The 18,439-nt window shown below is 68.8% G+C and carries 16 protein-coding genes; 8 read left to right on the plus strand and 8 right to left on the minus strand.

Features of this window, described 5'->3' with window-relative positions; translation table 11 throughout:
* Positions 1–42 precede the first annotated feature (42 nt).
* Positions 43–927, plus strand: a complete 885-nt coding sequence (locus AB0C19_RS05090; protein WP_266302110.1) for a bile acid:sodium symporter family protein — start codon at positions 43–45, stop codon at positions 925–927.
* A 59-nt stretch (positions 928–986) separates the two neighbouring features.
* Here the strand turns inward: AB0C19_RS05090 and AB0C19_RS05095 are convergent, their stop codons facing one another.
* Positions 987–1,406 carry a PPOX class F420-dependent oxidoreductase gene (locus AB0C19_RS05095; RefSeq protein ID WP_196926210.1) on the minus strand — a complete coding sequence of 140 codons (420 nt, stop codon included), beginning with the start codon at positions 1,404–1,406 and terminating at the stop codon, positions 987–989.
* Between the two features lie 140 nt (positions 1,407–1,546).
* Between AB0C19_RS05095 and AB0C19_RS05100 the strand changes: the two genes are divergently transcribed.
* Positions 1,547–2,440 carry an NAD(P)-dependent oxidoreductase gene (locus AB0C19_RS05100; protein WP_357179606.1) on the plus strand — a complete coding sequence of 298 codons (894 nt, stop codon included), beginning with the start codon at positions 1,547–1,549 and terminating at the stop codon, positions 2,438–2,440.
* A gap of 1 nt (position 2,441) precedes the next feature.
* On the opposite strand, the gene AB0C19_RS05105 is transcribed toward AB0C19_RS05100, so the two are convergent.
* Positions 2,442–3,545: a glycoside hydrolase family protein gene (locus AB0C19_RS05105; protein ID WP_357179609.1), complete on the minus strand. Its 1,104-nt coding sequence runs from the start codon at positions 3,543–3,545 to the stop codon at positions 2,442–2,444.
* A 332-nt stretch (positions 3,546–3,877) separates the two neighbouring features.
* Here AB0C19_RS05105 and AB0C19_RS05110 point away from each other — a divergent pair, with 332 nt between their 5' ends.
* Positions 3,878–5,668, plus strand: a complete 1,791-nt coding sequence (locus tag AB0C19_RS05110) for a hypothetical protein (protein WP_357179612.1) — start codon at positions 3,878–3,880, stop codon at positions 5,666–5,668.
* Positions 5,661–6,212 (plus strand): hypothetical protein, encoded by a 552-nt coding sequence (locus tag AB0C19_RS05115; RefSeq protein ID WP_357179615.1) that lies wholly within the window; start codon positions 5,661–5,663, stop codon positions 6,210–6,212. The genes AB0C19_RS05110 and AB0C19_RS05115 overlap by 8 nt, the downstream gene beginning before the upstream one ends.
* Positions 6,213–6,222: 10 nt before the next feature.
* Here AB0C19_RS05115 and AB0C19_RS05120 read toward each other — a convergent pair whose 3' ends face one another.
* A complete protein-coding gene (locus AB0C19_RS05120) occupies positions 6,223–6,729 on the minus strand; it encodes a nucleoside deaminase (protein ID WP_357179618.1) in 507 nt (168 codons plus the stop codon).
* 429 nt (positions 6,730–7,158) lie between these two features.
* On the minus strand, positions 7,159–8,112 hold the full coding sequence (locus AB0C19_RS05125; protein WP_357179621.1) for an AraC family transcriptional regulator: 954 nt from the start codon (positions 8,110–8,112) through the stop codon (positions 7,159–7,161).
* A 224-nt stretch (positions 8,113–8,336) separates the two neighbouring features.
* Here AB0C19_RS05125 and AB0C19_RS05130 point away from each other — a divergent pair, with 224 nt between their 5' ends.
* The 4 genes from AB0C19_RS05130 (at position 8,337) to AB0C19_RS05145 (ending at position 13,298) form a co-directional block, all read left to right on the plus strand.
* Positions 8,337–9,878 (plus strand): NAD(P)/FAD-dependent oxidoreductase, encoded by a 1,542-nt coding sequence (locus AB0C19_RS05130; RefSeq protein WP_357179624.1) that lies wholly within the window; start codon positions 8,337–8,339, stop codon positions 9,876–9,878.
* A gap of 115 nt (positions 9,879–9,993) precedes the next feature.
* Entirely contained in the window at positions 9,994–11,193 is a 1,200-nt protein-coding gene (locus AB0C19_RS05135; protein ID WP_357179628.1) for a low temperature requirement protein A, read from the plus strand.
* A 158-nt stretch (positions 11,194–11,351) separates the two neighbouring features.
* Entirely contained in the window at positions 11,352–12,248 is an 897-nt protein-coding gene (locus AB0C19_RS05140; RefSeq protein ID WP_357179632.1) for an acetyltransferase, read from the plus strand.
* A 75-nt stretch (positions 12,249–12,323) separates the two neighbouring features.
* Positions 12,324–13,298: an alpha/beta fold hydrolase gene (locus AB0C19_RS05145; RefSeq protein WP_357179634.1), complete on the plus strand. Its 975-nt coding sequence runs from the start codon at positions 12,324–12,326 to the stop codon at positions 13,296–13,298.
* Between the two features lie 44 nt (positions 13,299–13,342).
* Here AB0C19_RS05145 and AB0C19_RS05150 read toward each other — a convergent pair whose 3' ends face one another.
* From AB0C19_RS05150 to AB0C19_RS05165, 4 genes are read right to left on the minus strand one after another with little or no spacing between them, the layout of a single operon-like run.
* Entirely contained in the window at positions 13,343–14,605 is a 1,263-nt protein-coding gene (locus AB0C19_RS05150; protein ID WP_357179637.1) for an MFS transporter, read from the minus strand.
* Positions 14,602–15,855 (minus strand): ATP-grasp domain-containing protein, encoded by a 1,254-nt coding sequence (locus AB0C19_RS05155; protein WP_357179640.1) that lies wholly within the window; start codon positions 15,853–15,855, stop codon positions 14,602–14,604. The genes AB0C19_RS05150 and AB0C19_RS05155 overlap by 4 nt, the downstream gene beginning before the upstream one ends.
* Positions 15,852–17,126 carry a hypothetical protein gene (locus AB0C19_RS05160; protein WP_357179643.1) on the minus strand — a complete coding sequence of 425 codons (1,275 nt, stop codon included), beginning with the start codon at positions 17,124–17,126 and terminating at the stop codon, positions 15,852–15,854. Before AB0C19_RS05160 ends, AB0C19_RS05155 begins: the two co-directional genes overlap by 4 nt.
* Entirely contained in the window at positions 17,123–18,439 is a 1,317-nt protein-coding gene (locus AB0C19_RS05165; RefSeq protein WP_357179646.1) for an acyl carrier protein, read from the minus strand. Before AB0C19_RS05165 ends, AB0C19_RS05160 begins: the two co-directional genes overlap by 4 nt.

Raw genomic sequence — 18,439 nt, forward strand, 5'->3', positions numbered from 1 at the left:
GGGGATTGTGACGGCGTTACCGGGTGGTAACGATGTTGTGCCATGGACTCCGCCGTGACTCTGATCGGACTACCCGTCGCCCTCGGCATCATCATGCTCGGTCTGGGTCTCGGACTGACAATGGCGGACTTCCGCCGGGTGGCCCACCATCCACGAGCCGCCGTCATCGCCCTGGTCTGCCAGGTGCTGGTGCTGCCGGCGCTCTGCTTCTGCCTCGTCCTCGCGTTCGACCTGGCACCCGAGCTGGCCGTCGGCATGATGCTGCTGGCCGCGTCACCGGGTGGCACCACCGCCAACCTCTACAGTCACCTGTTCGGCGGGCACGTGGCCCTGAACATCACCCTTACCGCCATCAACTCGGTGCTCGCCGTGTTCACACTGCCGATCCTGGTCAACCTGTCGGCGGCGTACTTCCTCCCCGACGGCAGGAGCATCGGCCTGCAGTTCGACAAGGTGCTCCAGGTCTTCGCCATCGTGCTCGTCCCGGTCGCGATCGGCATGCTCATCCGGGCGCGGATGCCGCACCTGGCCGAGCGGCTGAACCGCCCGGTCCGGATCATCTCCGTCGTCGTACTCGTCGCGGTGATCGCCGGCGCGGTGCTCGGCGAGCGGGAGAACATCGCCGACTACTTCGTCTCGGTCGGCCTGGCCGTGCTCGCCTTCAACCTGCTCAGCCTCGCCATCGGCTACGGGGTGCCGCGCCTCGCCGGTGTCGACCGGAGCGCCGCGACGGCCGCCGGTTTCGAGATCGGTATCCACAACAGCACCCTGGCCATCACTATCGCGCTCAGCCCGGCGCTGCTCAACAGCACCCAGATGGCGATCCCGGGCGCCGTCTACGGCATCGTCATGTTCTTCACCGCGGCGGCCTTCGGCCTCCTGGTGACCCGCGTCGGCGCCCGGTCCGCCACCGCCCTGACACCCTGACGGCCGGTGCCCTGTCGCCCCGACGGCAGCCGTCGAGGCGACAGGGCTGACGGCAGCGGTCAGCCGACCTGGTTGTTGTCCTTCTGCGCGCCCCAACCGTGCCAGCGGTCAATCTCGATCAGGGCACTGACCCGGGCACGTTCCCGGCGTGGGTACGCGTTGCCCGTGTAGTGCTTCGACAGCCGGTCGATGTCCGCCAGGCCCTCGTCGGGGCGCAGTTCGGCGACGTGCCCGATGATGCTGACGTGGGTGTACCAGCCAGCCTCGTCGAGCACTGTGAGGGACACCCGCGGGTCGTTGCGGACGTGCTCCAGCCGCCGGCGGCTCTCGTCCATGTTCACCAGGATCCGGCCGTCCTCCCACAGGTACCAGGTGGCGGCGGACACCGGCTGGCCACCGTTGCGAAGGGTGGTCATGACGGCGGGGTTCGGCTTCTGGAGCATGGCGACCGCGGCCTCGGGAAGCGGTGGCTTGGACATGAAGTCTCCTCGTCGCGACAACGTTTACCCCTGCACGTTACGCACCCGCCCGCCCGATCGCGCTCGGATCGCGATCGCGGCGCGGCGGGCCGAGCCCACCCGGCTGCCGGGCTGATGTCGCCTGCGGCGAAGATGTGGTCATGAGCGAATCCACACTGCCCAGGCGTGTCGTCGTCACCGGTGCCACCGGCAAGCTCGGCCGTGCCGTGGTCACCCACCTGCGCGCCACGGGCGTCGACGTGTTGGCTGTGGACCGCGCCGGTGGCCGCGACCCCCGCGACGTGAACGGCGAGTTCCTGCTTGTCGACCTGACCGACTACGGGCAGGTGGTGGAGGCGTTCACCGGGGGCGCCGACGAGCACGCGGGCGGCGTCGACGCTGTCGTACACCTCGCGGCGATCCCGGCCCCCGGGCTGATGTCGAACGCGACCACCTTCGCGAACAACTCCGCCGCGACGTACAACGTGTTCGCCGCCGCCCGTGCGGCCGGGATCAAGCGGGTCGTGTGGGCGTCCAGCGAGACGGTGCTCGGGCTGCCGTTCGACACCCCGCCGCCGTACGCGCCGGTCGACGAGGAGTACGCGCCACGGCCCGAATCGACGTACTCGTTGAACAAGGCCCTGGAGGAGGAGATGGCCCGGCACTTCTGCCGGTGGGACCCGGAGCTGGTCATGGTGGGGTTGCGCTTCTCCAACGTCATGGACGTCGAGGACTACGCGCCGTTTCCCTCGTTCGACGCCGACCCGCGGCTGCGCCGGTGGAACCTGTGGGGCTACATCGACGCCCGCGACGGGGCCCAGGCGGTCGAGCGCGCGCTCGCGTACGACCAGCCCGGTGCCGACGTCTTCGTCATCGCCAACGCCGACACCGTCATGAGCAGGTCCAGCGCCAGCCTGATGGCCGAGGTCTACCCGGGCGTCGAGATCCGCAAGGAGCTGGGTGAGCACGAGACGCTGCTCAGCATCGACAAGGCCCGCCGGGTGCTGGGGTACGAGCCACGGCACTCCTGGCGGGACCACGTCGACGTGCTGTAGGTCAGCGCGCCGCCTGGTAGGCGCGGCCGACGGCGGTCGCGGCGCTGCCGGTACGGAACAGGCCTGTCTGGTCCTTATCGGTGGCGGGCAGGCCGAACCACGCGTACCGCTGTAGCCAGGACAGGCCACCCAACATCCGGGTCGCCGCGGTGAGGAACGCTGCCTGCTGTGCCTGGGTGGGGAAGCGGACGCCGTTGGAGAAGTCGATCAGGGCGAACTCGGTGAGCCAGATCGGCAGCTTGTACCGGTCGTGCACGGCCTGGAGGTACGACCTGAGCTGGTTGACGGCGTTGGCGGTGGTGAAGTCGCCGCCGTACCAGTGCAGGGCGATGAAGTCGACGCGGTAGCCGCGCTGCTTCGCCCCGGCCATGAACCGGTCGAGCCACTCGCCCGGCCGGTCGCCGCCCCAGGCCACCGCCGGGCTGCCCAGCGGAAGGCCGGTGGCCTGCAACTGCGGCCACAACTCCAACGCCTGCTCGACGGTCATCTCCGCCTGACCCTTCAGGTCCGGCTCGTTGAACCCGAGCAGGTAGCGGCCGTTCTTCTTGGCCTGTTGCAGGTTGGTGGCGGTGACGCTCTTCGCTCCCCAGATCATCGGGACGAACTCGGCGCCCTTCGGGCTGGTGACGCCGGAGTGGGCCACGTCCCAGGTGTAGTACCAACTCGCCCCGGAGTTGGCCAGCGCCTGACTGACGCCGTCGAAGGTCCACACCCCGACGCCCTTGCGCTTCGAGGTCGCCGCCGGGGCCGCCGGAGCGACCGGACGCCCCGTCGTCGGCTTCGCCGTCGGCGTCGCCGTCGGGGTCGCCCCCGCCGGGCTCGGCGTGGCGGCGGGCGTGGTCGCGCTGGGTGCGCCGGGTTGCGGGCTCGTGGGCGGCGGCGCGTCGAGCGCCTGCGTCGCCGCCGGGGCGGGCGTCGGCCCGGTCGGCTGCACCACGACGATCACACCGGTCACCAGTACGGCGACCACCGCGGCCACGAGGAGCGGCCACAGCAGCCGCCTCGCGCCGATCGGAAGGCGGCCGAGCATCCCGCGTCGGGGTTCCGCGTGGACGCCCCGGTTTCCCCTCGCGGCGTCCGCTTCACCCTGGCCGGTTGCGCGCATCGTCTCGACTCCCTCGTGTGTGGTCGCAGCACCATTGGATGCTGCGGTGGCGGGGGAACCCGCCAACGCCTCACCTCAGGAGACTTCCCGGCCGTACCCGGATAACAGTTTCGTCGGCGAAGCGCCGCCCAATTGCGTGGCCCGTGCATCAACGTGCCTGTCGGGATGGCGGCCGGCGAGGTGCAGGCGGGTCGCGCGGAGTGACCGCAGCCGTGGCCCATAGGACCGCTCCTCCCCGCTTACGACGGCACCCGGAAATCGAGCAACGCTGGTAGGTTCTGGGCGCCTTGATCAGTGTCTGCAATGGAGATTGCATGCCGCCCGCTCGATCCATGTTCGTGGCCAGTCGGCGGCAGTTGTCCAGGGCTGCAATCATTGCGGTCGCTGCCAGCGTGGGTGCGGCGTGCGTGCTGCGGAACGTGGGACCACCGGCTGATAGGGCTGAGGTGGTATGGCAGGTCGACCTGGGTTTGTTCTCGGCCATGCTGACGGCGGTGACCATCGTGTTCGCGGTCACGATCACGCCGCAGACCCGGTGGCCGTCCTTCAGTGACCTGATACGGGCGATGGCCGCGATGTCCTGGCTGGCTACGGCCACGGTCGGGATCACGTGTGCGGCGGCGGGCGACATTTGGTCGCGCTCGGGTCTCACGGCGGTCGGAGCGGTGCTCACGGTCGTGCAGCTCGGCTTCGGACTTGACTCGCTGTGGGTCCTGATGCGGTTCCGGTCGGCGGCGGGACGCCGGAAGATTCTGATCAGGCTGGCCACCCGGCGGCTGCATCGGGCAGCGGCTGACGGAACGCCGACGATGGAGCACCACGAGTTGGCCGACCTGAACGACGAGATTGAATACTCGATCGATCGCGGTGACGTGGCCGAGATCGCAGCGCGGGTCACCGAGATCGTCGACGGATGCCCGGACGATCGGACCGCCGATCAGGCACGGTACCGGCTGGCTCTGCTCACCCACTTGCTGGAGCGGCTGGGTCGGTCGGTGCTGTTCGAGTCGCTAACCGGTGACGCGGCTCGCGCGGCGGTGCCACCGTTGGTGCGCGGTGTGCTGCAGACCAGTTGGCGGCTCAGCGAGCTGACGTTCCCGAATCGGACAGCCGCAGAGCGGGACGAGGTGGCTGCCGCGGTGGCGCTCGGGCAGGTGTGTCGCGTGATCGCGTGGCTGCAGCAGTGCGCTCAGGAGCGTCTGCAGACCGACCAGGGCGACCCGGGAAGCCGCCAAATCGGCATTGCGCTGAGCCAAGGTCGGCAGCGGATCGTGCAATTCGTCGACCCGGACCCGCCTGGCCTGTTCCGGGCACCGAACGACCCCTGGCCGTATGGGTTCAGCGATCCTCGCGCCGCCATGCTGTGGTTGTCGACCCTGTGCGAGTTCGGCGGCAGTCAGGCCGGGGTTGGGCTGTACATCCTCTGCGAGGTGCTGACCGGCGAGAAGTTCTTTGGCAACTACTGGGACGACGCCTGCGTGTTCAGCGAGATCGAGCGGCGGGTCGGGCCCTTCGGGGAGCGCTCGGCCACGGCCAGCGACCTCGTCACCGGGTGCGGCGGCCTGGGGACCGTCAGCCTCGACCTAGCCGCCACCGTGATCGCGGGGCTTCGCAACCGCAACTTCGTCCCGCCTGCGGGCTGGGAGTCCGATGCGAACTACTCGACCGACAAGCGATATCTGCGCAGCCAGTTAACGATGTTCGCCACCTACGACTGCCTCGCCGATGAGGAAGCTGCGCTCGACTGGGTGGCCGAAGCGCTGCTTAGCGCGCCGACGAGGCGCTGCGTGGAAAATGTCGTCCAGGACGCGTACGCCCGGCATGCGGAGCCGAGCCGGATTCCCATCCGGTCCCTGGGTGAACGCCCTGGCGCGGTCGTCCTGGCCGCGCTGATCCGGCTGGCGATGCACCGACCGCCGCAGGCTGAGGCGTTTCTGCGTCGGCTGCCGCCGCCTTTGTTGGGTGGGGCGCTGCAGCAGGCCCGGTTCACCCTCCGTGCGTTCACCGCCGCGGAGCCAGTGGCTTCCATCTGGACGGCGAGCGCTCGGCGGCTGCTGCCCTCGCGACCAGACCAGGAGAGAGAGCTGATGAACATCGTCACCGAGGTGCTGGCCCGTGACTGACGACGCGGATACGCAGTGGGTGGAAGCCACGAACGCGGTCGAGGCGGCCGAGACGGTCTGGATCGTCCAACTGACGGACCGTTGGCTCATCGATCCAGCGACCGCCGGTATCAGGGACGCCTTGGACCTGGCACTGTTCCAGCGGCTGCTGAGAGCTCCGCAGCGCATCGCGATCCGCCGGCTGTTGCACTACGACCCGCCGAGCGACCTGGGCGGCGAAATCGGCTATGAACGGGCCAAGTCCGAGCATGAGGACTGGGTAGCCAGGGTGCGGCGGCAACTTGCCTACGTCGGCGCGGCCGGAAGCATGAACCGCAACGACGCGCCGGAGTGCGACTACCTGATCCGGCTCGTCATCCTTCCAAGGGCGGGACGACAGGTGACCGTTGCCCCACCGGACGGGATCTGGATCGACTCCCAGCCGCCGGACCGGGTGCTCGAAACGTGGGCCGCCGACGGCTTAATCGTGCTCGACCCGCACGAGGTAAACGTCGTTGGGCCGTACAGCGACCGCAACCCGCTGTGGGTGGGAATCATGACGTGACGCGGCGTGGTCACAGTTTCGGGACGACCGGTTCCGGAAATTGGGCCGCCCATGACTTGAGCACTGCGGCGGCTTGGTCGTGGAGCGGGCCCTCTGCGCCCTCGACGCGCAGGGTCCGCATTTTGGATTCGACGGTCAGCTCGCGGTAGAGCTGGAGGTCCTCGAAACCGTAGGCGCCGACATCGTGACTCGACGCGCCGTAGACGAGCCGTGGAATCTGCGCCCAGTAGCAGGCGACCAGGCACATCGGGCACGGCTCACTGCTGGCGTACATGGTGGCGTCGGGCATCAGGTGGCGTTGAAGCTTTTTGCCGGCCCCACGGAGGGCCATGACCTCGGCGTGCGCGGTCGGGTCCCGCAGTTCGACCACACTGCTGGTGCCTTCGGCGACGACCGCCGTGCCGATGACGACGATGGCGCCGAACGGGGTTTTTCCCTCGTCTTCGAGTGCGTATCGTGAGATCTCTATCGCGCGGCTGAGGAACTCTGTGTCGGTCGAGCTGAGGCTTGCCGGCATGGTCGTACCCTTCTCGGGTTGTTCCGTGTCAAGTCAGCGTTGACGCTCATAGGAAGATACGCGCGTCGGTAACAGCAACGATTCTGACATTCCGCTCAACCGCAGCGGTGTGGTGGTACTAGCAACTGGTGACTTCGGCGCCGGGCTTGACGTAGCGCCTGACGGTGCCCGGATTGCGGTGCCGTGTTCTGGCCATGATGAGCTGCGGGGACGACCTTGTCGGCGAGGTGGGTGGCCGCTGAGTGGCGTAGCTGGTGGAGGTCCCAGCCGTTGTATTGATGGAATAGGACGCGGACGCGGTCGTGTCCGACCCGGGCGCAGCCGGCGGTGGGGCACAGGGCGCCGGCGCTCTGGTGGACGGCGATCCATCCGGTGTCGCCGCTACTCGAACGGATCGGGCCGGGACGGTACGACGCGGGACGGGCCCGGTCAGTGCCGCAGGGTCGTGGACGGCGTCTCGCCGAAGCGGCTCCGGTACTCGGTCGCGAACCGGCCGAGGTGCACGAAGCCGTGTTGTAGGGCAACCGTCGTCACGGACGCCCCCGGCGCGGCCGAGCGGAGCGTGCGGTGCGCCGCGTCGAGCCGGCAGGCTCGCAGGTACGCGGTAGGGGTGGTCTGCAACTCACGGCGGAAACAGTCCTGCAGCGTTCGTACGCTCACCCGTAGCGCCTCGGCGACGTCACCGACTGTCAGTGCCTCCCCGTGGTGTTCGGAGATCAGGGCGCAGGCCCGGCGGACGAGACGCCCGGGGTGGGCGTGCTGGGCCGGCTCGGCCAGCAGGTGGGAGTGACTGTGCTGATGGGCCAGCAACAGCTTGCCGACGAGCCCCTGTTCGAAACGGGCGGCTACCTGCGGGTGGTCGAACAGGGACGCGTCCGCCGGCTGGGACAGCTCGTCGGCGAGGAACGCCACCCCGCGCGCCCACGCCTGCGCTGTCGGCGTGGTCATGAGCATGCCGACGTCGAGGCGGACCGGCTCGTCCACCGGGTGGCCCAGCAGGCGGGCGAGTTCCCGGTCGACGGCCCGCCGGTCGGCGTAGAAGATCCGGTGGGGCGATCCCTCGGACCACCGCATGTCCGAGGAGTCGTAAGGAGACAGCACCGAGGCGACGTCGGGGGTCGAGGTCACCGTCTGACCGGCGTGCCGGACCATCGTGCTGCCGGCGCCGGGGATCTGGACGAGGTAGAAGCTCTCCAGCGCGGGCGGTTGAATGCGTACCGCCTGCCCGTAGTCCAGGTCGATGACGCCCACTCCGCCCGCCCGGCGAGCCGCCATCCGCAGTTGCACGCTGTGCACACCCGCCTGCGGGGTGAGCCGGTGTGGACAGAAGACCCGACCCACCTCGGCGCGAGCCCGGTCGACGTCGTCCGTCCGGACCGTCACCGCATCCATCCGACACCTCCCGGGCGTCCCGTCGCGCTGACCGTAAGGCGTGACCGGGCCGGACCAGACCCGAAAGCCGTCGACCCGACAGGAAAAGGGTTCGGCTGCGTGTCGCGGACAGCGCCCGCGTCGAGCGGATAGCGACCTTCCCGCTCTGCTCGCTAGCGTGCGAGCACCGCGGGCGGTCAGCGCCGGCACGGTTCGTACGTCCTTCGGAGGAGACCATGAGGATTGCCGTCGTCGGCGCCGGATTCGCCGGTGTGAGCGCAGCGAAGGTGCTGCGGCAGAGCGGATTCGACGTCACAGTGTTCGAGCGCGCGCCCGACGTCGGGGGGGTGTGGAGTCGCACCCGGCGATACCCCGGCCTGCACACCCAGAACGACAAGGGCACCTACCACCTCTCCGACCTGCCGATGCCCGCCGCCTACCCGCAGTGGCCGTCGGGAGAGCAGGTCCAGCGGTACCTGGAGAGCTACGTGGAGAAGTTCGGGCTGGCCGGCGCGCTGCGCCTGTCCACGGAGGTCGCCTCGGCCGAGCTGGTGAACGACGAGACCGGGTGGCTGGTCACCTCGCGGCCGGCGGGCGCCCAGGATCCACTGACTGTGGAACGGTACGACCACCTGATCGTCGCCAACGGCATCTTCTGCGACCCGTTCGTTCCGTCCTTCGACGGGCAGGCGAGCTTCACCGCCGCCGGAGGGCGCGTACTGGCGACGGGGGAGTTCCACGACATCGAGGCGGCCCGGGGTAAGAACGTCCTCGTGGTCGGGTACGGCAAGTCGTCCTGCGACGTGGCGGTCCCGGTGAGCGAGGTCGCCGCCCAGACCCACGTGGTGGCGCGCGAGCTGCTCTGGAAGATGCCCCGCAAGCTCGGCGGTGCGCTCAACTACAAGTACCTGCTGCTCACCCGGATGGGTGAGGCGCTCTTCCGCTACCTGCACCTGAGGGGCTTCGAGCGGTTCCTGCACGGCCCGGGGAACGGTCTGCGCCAACGCATGGTCGACAGCGTCGGCTCGGTCGCGACCCGGCAGTTCAACCTGCGCGAGCTGGGTCTCGTGCCCAAGGGCAGCTTCGAGGACATCGCCCGCAGCACCGTCAGCCTCGCCACCGAGGGCTTCTTCGAGCGGGTCACCGACGGCCGCATCGCCGTGCACCGGGAACAGGTGATCACCGAGTTGCTGGTCGACGATGGTCGGCCCGCCGCCCGACTGGCCGACGGCACTGTGCTCCCCGCCGACCTGGTGATCTGTGGTACCGGCTTCCGCCAGCACGTGCCGTTCTTCGACGACGCGTTGCACGCCCGGCTCCAGGACGACGCCGGCAACTTCATGCTCTACCGGCAGATCCTGCCGATCGGCGTGCCGCGGCTGACCTTCGCCGGCTACAACTCGTCGTTCTTCAGCCCGCTCAGCGCGGAGATGGCGGCGGTCTGGACGGCCGCGTACCTGCGGGGTGGGCTGACCCTGCCGACCGAGGTCCGGATGCGTGACGAGGTGCGCGCCCGGCTGCTCTGGATGACGAAGCGCACCAACGGACGGCACGCTCGCGGCACGAACATCATCCCGTTCTCCATGCACAACGTCGACGAGGTGCTCGACGAGTTGGGGCTCAACGTCGGCCCGTTGACCCGGGCCCGGCAGTGGCTGTTCCCGGTCGACCCGGGCTCGTACCGCAGGGTGACGGCAGAGATGATCCGGCGTACCGCCGACCCGGTATCCGCCATCAGCGACGGGGACCCGTTAAAGATGGATAAAATACGCAGATAGGGATCAGGTGGGGCCGGTCGGCGAGGGAGGCTCGGGGACGATGGCAGCGGAACAGGGTCACCGCCGTGGCGTGCCCATGCCGGCGGCCCTGGCCGGCTGAGCTGTCCCGCCGTCCGTGCTGACGCGCACCGAGTTCTTTCGTGGGCTCGGGGACAGTAGGAGCCCCCGCTCGGCGACCGTCCTGGAACTGCTGTTCGACATCGTCTACGTCTTCGCGCTGGCCCGCCTCGCCGGGCGGGTCGCTGACGACCTGACCATCGTCCGGCACACACTGCTGTCCGAGGCGGGCCAGACCGTCCTCTTCTTCACGGCGATGTGGATGATCTGGTCGCTCAACGCCCTGCTGGCGAGCACCTACGACCCTCGGCGCCCCGACCTGCAGGTTGTCCTGCTGGCGACGATGTTCGGCACGCTGGTGCTGGCGGTGACCCTGCCGCAGGCCTTCGGCCAACGCGGCGTCGTCTTCGCCTGCACCTACGTCGTCATCCAGGTCGGCCGACCGCTCTTCCTGGCGTTCGCCCTGCGGGGCCACCCGGCGCACACGTTCTCGCTCCGGGTGCTGACCTGGCACCTGGCGTCCAGCGTGCTCTGGATCAGTGGCGGCATCAGCGGCGGTCTCGGTCGGGGCATCTTCTGGTCCATCGCCCTCGCCATCGAGATGATCGGCGCCGCCACCACCTACCCCCTTCCCCGCGTGGGCCGGAGTCAGCTCAACAGCCTGAGGGTCACCGTCTCGCAGGAGCATCTCGCCGAGCGGTACAACCAGTTCTTCATGATCGCTCTCGCCGAGGTGGTGCTCGAAGCCGGCGCGGCGGTCAGCTTCCCGGGCTTCACCACCGAGGGGACCATCGCCCTCGTCGCCTCGTTCGTGGCGGTCGTCTCGTTCTGGCGGATCTACTTCTACCACGTCAGGACCGGCCATGCCTCGACCCCGAGCGGGGAGGGAATCCAACTGTCGCGGTGGGCGAGCTACAGCCTGCTGTTGATCGTCGGTGGCATCATCTGCACCGCTGTCGGCTTCGGACAGGTCATCGAGGACCCGCACCCGCCCATCGACTGGGCCCTGGTGGCCATCATCTTCGGCGGACCGGTGCTGTTCCTGGTCGGGCGGAGCACCCTGGAGCGGGCGAACCGATCCGCGCCGCGGTGTCGGGCGCTGTACTACGGCGTTGTGGCGCTGGCCGTGGCGGCCCCGCCGATGGTGCTGCTCCCGCCGGTCGCCGTGGCGGCCGTCGCGGCGGTGATCCTGGCCGGCATCACGGTGTACGACCAGCGTGCCCACAAGCGTGGGTCGGAGACCAACCCGACGCTGTGACGAACCGTTGCGTGCCGGCGACCCCTGCGCGTATGGTCGTCGGGCACGCCGTCGAGCTGGAAGGAGGTCAGAACAATGTCCGATGTTCTGCGCCCCCTCCGCGCTCCGGCGTCCGCGCGGATCTGATCCGGGGCGCGCGCTTCCCGGAGGACCAACCCATGACTGATCTGGTCATCCGTCCGCTCGTCGCGGACGAGGAAAACCTGTTCGACTCCATGCCTGATCCGCTGCCCCAGCTGCGCCAGGTCGCGTACGCCGACGGGATCGCCGGCGGCGGTTACCGTCCCGAGCACACCTGGGTCGCCCTCCGTGCCGACCGGGTGGTCGGTCGGGCAGCCTGGGTCCTCCCGCCGGGCGCCGTCGGTGCCCCGTGGTTGGAACGGTTCGACCTGGACGCCGAGCCGGAGGTGGGCGCCGAGCTGCTGCGCGCCGCCCACCAGGCACTGGGCGGTCCCGGTCTGTACCACGCCGCGCTGCCGGCGCACTGGCGGCGTCGGCCCGAGGTGCTGGCTGTGGTGCGGGCACCTATGGAGGCCGCCAGGCTCGCCGGGCTGGTCGAGCGGGGGGAGCGGCTCCGCTGTTCCTGGACGGGCACACCCCTACCGGCGTCCTCCGGACGGTACGACTTCCGCGCCCCAGTCGACGTCGCGGAGGTCAAGGCCCTGGTCGCCAGGATCGCCGAGCCGGACGTACTGACCGGCGTCGAGAACGCACTAGCGGTCGGCGGCGTCGACCTGGCCACCGACCCGCTCGCCTGGCTGGGCGACGCCCTCGAGGGATGGCGCGTCGCGATGGACGCGGGTAAGCCGGTGGGCCTGGTCGGAACGGCCGGCGACGCCTGCTTTCCACTCATCGCCTATCTCGGCCTGCTCGACGAGGCCGTCCGACCCGAACTGCTGGCTGAGGCGGTCCGGGTGCTGGCCGCCGGCGGTGCCCGCGAGGTCATCGCCGACGTGGACGCCCACCGAGTGACGGTGCTGGCGGAGTTGGAGCGGACCGGCTTCCGGCAGTTGCGCTCCCGGGTCGTCTTCGCGCCCCCGAACAGCCAGGAATAGCTGACCGGGTGCGCCCGGTCACCCGGGCGCACCCCCTCGGCCGGCGTCGAGCGCGGCCCCTGTCAGCATCTGACCATGCCGGAGATCATCGCGCTTCTCGTCGGCGGGTTGGCGCTCGTCGGGGCGGCGGTCGCCGGGCTCTACCTCTGGCCGGTGGGCCGCCGTGGGCTACGGGTCCCGCCGGCCCGACCGCTCGACTTCGACACGGCCACCCGTGCCGCCGCGGCCATCATCGCCGCCGAGACGGCCGACCCGGAGGTGCGACCGGAGTCGCGCAGTCGCCTGCTGAGCCACGGCTCCCGGACCGGCCGCGCCGTGCTGCTGTTGCACGGGTACACCCTCGCGCCCGAGCAGTACGCGGGGCTGGCCGAGAAGTTCTTCGACAGTGGGTACAACGTCTGGGTGCCCCGGGCGCCCCAGCACGGGACCGTCGACCGGCGGGCCCACCACCGGGTCGAGGCCGGTGAGCTGACGACGTACGCCGCGCAGGGCTGGGCCGTCGCGGCGGCGCTGGGAGACGAGGTCGGCGTCGTGGGGATCTCCGGCGGTGCCGTGCTGGCCGCCTGGCTGGCCCAGGTGCCGGGCAACGTCGTACGACATCTGCTGTTGCTGTCACCGTTCTTCGGCCCGAATCCGCGGCAGGCGCCGGCCTACGCGGTGAAACCGCTCATCGTGCTGTACGGGCGCCGCGTTCTCCGGGACCGCGTCACGTCGCGTGGCTACTCGCTCGCCGCCGTCACCCAGTACCTGACGATCGCCCGTACCCTGCCGAATCCGCCCCGGCGGACCGGTCTGCGGACCGCGGCGGTCGCGATCAGCCCGCTCGACGGCGTGGTGGACCTCGGGGCGGCGGTCGACGTGCCGCGCCGGATTGCCGACGCGAACGCGGTGCCGCTGCGGGTGTGCACCCTGCCGGAGCGGTTGGGCGTAGGTCACAACACCCTCGCCCTCGCGGCCCTGGGCGCCGAGGGCGACGAGCTGCTCCGGCTGTACGTCGCGCTCTACGAGGGTGAGACTGACGACGCGCTCGTCCGCACCACCCGGCAGTAGGTCGAGCCCGGTCGCCGCCAGGCTGGCGGCGACCGGGACGGCCCTCAAGATGAGACCGCGGGATCCGTCTCCACCATGGCGTCCTCGTCGCGCATCCGCAGGAAGGGCAGGGCGGTGACGATGGTGCCGACACCGACGTAGACGAAGGCGACGCTGATGATGTGGCTGCCCAGATAGCCGAAGACCAGGTAGGAGACGGGCATCACGGCCACCGCGATCATGTAGACCAGGGCGAACACCCGGCCCATGTACGCCGGGTCGACGACCTGTTGGACGTAGGTGAAGAAGTACGTGTTGAACGCGCCCATCACGGCGCCCTGGGCGAAGGCGAGCACTATCAGCGTGGAGAGGAAGGGAGCCAGCGGGATCAGGGCGAGCGCTACGCCCGCCGCCACGATGTACCAGGCCAGCAGGGCCGGCTTCGGTGTCACGTCACGCCTGGCGAGGAAGAAGACCGTGATCGCCACGCCGCCCAACGCCTCGGCGGTCAGGACGGCCGAATAGGCGCCACTCCCGGCGTGCAGCACCTCGCTGACATACAGCGGGAGCAGGATGGTGAACGACACCAGAAAGAAGTTCACCAGACCGCAGAGCAGCAGCAGACTGCGGACCAACCGTTTGCGACCGAGGTACCGCAACCCAGCGCGTAGGCCATCCAATACGGACTCGTCCCTCGATGAGCGCGCTGCCGGCCGGAAGCTGATGAAAGCCTGCGCCAGCGCCGAGATGGCGAACGAGGCGGCGTTCACCAACAGCGCACCCGCGATGCCGACAGCCGGTACGGCGATGAGAGCGGCGCCGAGCAACGGGCCCACCACCTTCGTCGTCTCGGCGAAGTTCGTGGTCAGCGAGTTTGCCTTGGTGAGGCGGTCCTTGGCGACCAGGGCCGGGACAATGGACCGGACGGCCGGCTTGAACAGCGAGGTGCACGCGCCCAGGACGGCCGCGCACAGCACGAGGGCGGGTATGTTCACCACGTCCTGATACGCCATGACGGCCACCGCGCCAGCGGCGATCGCACTGACCGCATCGGTGACGATCAGCACCCACTTCTTGTTCCACCGGTCCACCAGGACGCCACTCAGTGGGCTGAGCAGGGCGATCGGCAGCGTGGACGCCGCGAGCACGTAGCCCGCCACCACAGTGGCACCGGTTTCCCGGACCAACCACCAGGCCAGAACGACGTCGAAGACCACCGTTCCGGCACGTGAAACGAGGTTGCTGATGGCCACCGTGACGAAGTCACGGTTCCACAGTGGCCGGCGGTCGACGGTCTCCGTCGTCGTGCCGGGCGATACGGTCGTCAAAACGTAACCTCGATCATGTTGTCGTACCGCCGCACGTAGTCGGCGATCGGTGGGTCGCTCGGACCTGGCCGGTAGACACCGAGCACGGAGACGAAGTAGTCGGCCTCCAGTCCTTCCGGGTAGAGCACGCCACCGGGTTGCTTGTAACTGAGGCACCGGTCGACCTCGCCACGTCCGGCCAACTGCTCCAGGCCGGTGATCGCGCGGATGACACCACTGCCGCGGTGCGGAAGGTTGTACCAGAACGGGTACTCGTTGTCGGGCAGTGCTTTTGGCGTCAGGCCGCCCGCGCGTGCCCGCAGTTCCGCACTGTCGGCACAGGTGGCGGCCAGGTAGTACAGCCGGTGGAAGTCGACCCCGGAGGCACTGGTGAAGAGCTGGTAGAACAGGCCACCCGCGCCGGGTCGGTTGGTGGTCTCCAGGACGAACGGCTCGTCGTCACGGAACCGCACCTCCGTGTGGGTGGCACCGTTGGTGACGCCGAGCGCCCGCACCGCCCGGTACGAGATCTCCCTGATTCGATCGGCCCGCGCGGCCGGCAGTTGGGGATCCATGTGGTAGAGCCGGTCGGGATAGTAGGGGCCGGGCGCGTTGCCCTTGATGAGGATCCCGTCGCAGAGTGGTTCTCCGTCGAACCAAATCGTGTCGATGGAGTACTCCGGCCCATCCACGTACTCCTCGATCAGAAATCCGGTGTTGGCGAGGCGCTCCTTGGCCACCACCGTGGAGTTCACCAGGAAGATCTTGCGCAGATGCTCGTCCAACTCGGCTCTCGTGGTCACCTTCCGCACACCGCAACTCGCGAAACCCTGAGAAGGCTTGGCGATCAGCGGGAACTCAAGGCCGTCGAGGGCCAGGTCGGGACCGCCGATGGCGTTGCGAAAGAGCCCTCTTGGCGTTCGTACGCCGGCGGCCAGCCAGATCTCCTTCATCCGCGCCTTGTCCCGCGATGCGGCCACCGCGGCCGGCGGTGTACGTGCCACCTTGAAGGCGTCGGCGATCGCCGACGCCTGCGTCAGGAACATCTCCTGGGTGGTCAGTACGGCGTCCGGCTGACCGACCAGCCGGGCCAACTCCTGCACCGCACGGTCATGCTCGGTTCTCGGGTCGACAAGAATGGCGCGCTGACGATCACGGTGCCGCCCCTCCGGCGACAGAACCCAGACCTCGTCGCCCTCCTCGCTGGCGATGCGTTCCATCTCGTCGAGGAAGAAGTCCGGAGTCTCGACGCAGACGACGGCGCGCCTCATGCGGGAGCCGTCCGGACGGTGAGGTGGTCGGTGATCGACTCGGACAGCATCGCCAGCAGGTCCCCTTCCTGCTCGGCCGCCCGCCGTACGAGTGCCAGCACAAGCCGGTCGACACCGAAACCAACACAGATCGACAGGGCCGGACGCCCACCGCTGGTCGTGCCGAACGGGACCGTGAAATGGGTCTGGTGTTTGTTGACGGAGGACGCGGCCATTGGCGCGCCGTCCGGCAGCCCGCGGACCATCAATTCGATCTTGTTATCCGACACGAGCTGCGAGAACATCCGCTGCGGTGCCCCGTCGTTGAAGAAGATGTCGTTCGCGCTCTCCATCCGGAAGTCCAGCCCGAACAACGTGGCCATCGCCACCACGAAGTCCACCATCTCGCCGTGCGCCCGCTCCAGCGCGAGCTCGTCGCCGACGAAGACAGCCTCCCGCATGAGGAACTCGCGGAGCCGGTTGTCGTGGTTGAGGTTCCCCGACTCGTCACGGAAGCACGCGCCGGCCAGTGTGAACACAGCCGGCTCACCGATCGGGATCTCGGTGTTTTCGATGAGGGGGTAGCAGTGCAGGCACATGGCCGGGTTGAGCACCTCGCCCGGCGTGCTGAGGAAGTCCCGGAGACCCTCGTCGCGGTGAGTGCCGTTGCCCCCGTGCTCCTTCCAGTACGGCAGGAAACCCGCGAAGGTCTGCGGCGTCGGGTTCAGCGGGCTGACGAAGCTCAGATGTTGACGGGCGGTGTCGAAATATCCCGCACGGTCGACCACCGCGGTCGGCAGCATCGAGGGAACCCGAAGCTCCTCCGCGCCGTAGGCGTACTGGTAGAAGCGCCGGACGAACTGGTCGATCCCACGTGACAGCGCCGCGATCTCGTGGCCGTAGAGATTGAGACCGCGGCCGGCTGGGGTGCGCCGCGCGGCCAGCGCGCGCCGCGGTGGCAAACTCCGGGCCTCGTCCAGTTCGGCGGCAAGCTGGCGTGCCGCCGCGTCGAACGCCGCCGGATCGTGCCGGGCGGGCCGGTCCTGCGGCGGGTCGTCGGAGTCGTAGTAGACCCGTGTGGGTACGGCCGGCAGCACGGCGAACCTGTCGGCGATCTCGTTGACCAGCGCCGACACCGCCTCCTCGTGGAGGTTCACCGCGGGTGACTCCACGACGACCTGCTCCGGCGTGAACGAGACCGAGGAGACCGCCGGGAAGTGGTAGAGCACCTGAGTGCGCAGCGTGTGCTGCACGGCGGGGTTTGTCACCGCCCGGGACACCGGGATGATCATGCGTTGGCCTCGGCCCGCGCCTCGGCCAGGTACCGCTCGATGGAACCCATTGTGCGCAGGGTGGCGATGTCGAAGGTGGCGTAGTCGATCTGGAGGCCGAAGATCTGCTCCAGGTTCAGGACCAACCCCATCACCGCCATCGAGTCGAGCCCGAGCTGCGTCAGCGGCACGTCCCGGTGTGCCGGGTAGTCACCGATGACCTTGGCGATGACGTCGTCCGAGAGATAGCCGCCGAACAATCGCGGGATCCAGTCGGTCTCCACGGCCTGCTCGCCACCACCTACCGTCAGTGCCGCGAGCACATCCAGGTTGACCTGCTGGTAGGCGGGGAGAAGCGAGCGCAGAGCACGAACCGAGTCGACGTACATCCGGTAGATCCGTGGCTCGGGGCGCTGGACGAGGAGGCTGGCGAACTTCTGCACGTCGTTCAACGCCCGCTCGATACCACCCATCTCCGCCCGCGTACGCGCGACCAGGTCGTCGGGCAGCGACGCGGCCAGGTCGGGTGTCGTCAGCACGTAGTCGAGGTAGAACTGGATCGGAGCGAAACGATTCCGGACGTGCTTGTTGAGCCGGAACTGCTGTTGCTTCGGCACGGCACCGTCGACCAGGACGTCGTCCTCGTGGTTGTCCAGGTGGACCAGCAGCTCGTCGAGGCCGCTCTGGTCGGCCACGACCGGCGTACCGTGCCGGGTCAGCTCGCCGTTGACGAAGCGGTAGCCGTAGAGGTCGTGGAAGAGGTGGTGCAACGCCTCCGCGGGAGCGAGCCCGGCGAGTCCTTGGATGACGTCCGAGTGCTTGATGACCGTGAGACCGATAGTGCCGTCCTCGTCCGGAGCGACCTTCTCCATGAGCTCCGCGAAGGTCAGCGGCGAGCAGGTCCGGTTTAGTGTCTCGTTGACCTTGGTGAAGTAGACGGTGCCTGACTCGTCCATGCCTTCGAGCAGCACCGACGTCACGTACGGGGTGCCGTCGGTGTGCGAGACCCACATGTTCACCGAGACCTTGTGTCCCTCGGTGAACAGGTTGTGAAGCGCGGTGCGGAAGCCCTCCACAGTGGTGCTCCCGCTGTCGCGCACGTACGTGTCGAGCAGATCCGCGAAGCCGTTGTGCAACGGGTACAGCGGCTCCGCTCCGAGGGCGTGCCGCCAGCCGAGGAACCGGTCCAAATGAACCAGTGGGAAGGCTTCGAACCCGTACGACCCGGAGTAGATGTAGTAAAAGTTGCGCTCGTAACAGACGTATTCGATGGCGCGTTCGTAAAGGTCCGGCGGAAGCGACGACGCTTCGAACTCGCGGATGTTGCTGGTCAT

The sequence above is a fragment of the Micromonospora sp. NPDC048842 genome (assembly GCF_040649935.1).
Classification (GTDB): domain Bacteria; phylum Actinomycetota; class Actinomycetes; order Mycobacteriales; family Micromonosporaceae; genus Micromonospora; species Micromonospora hortensis.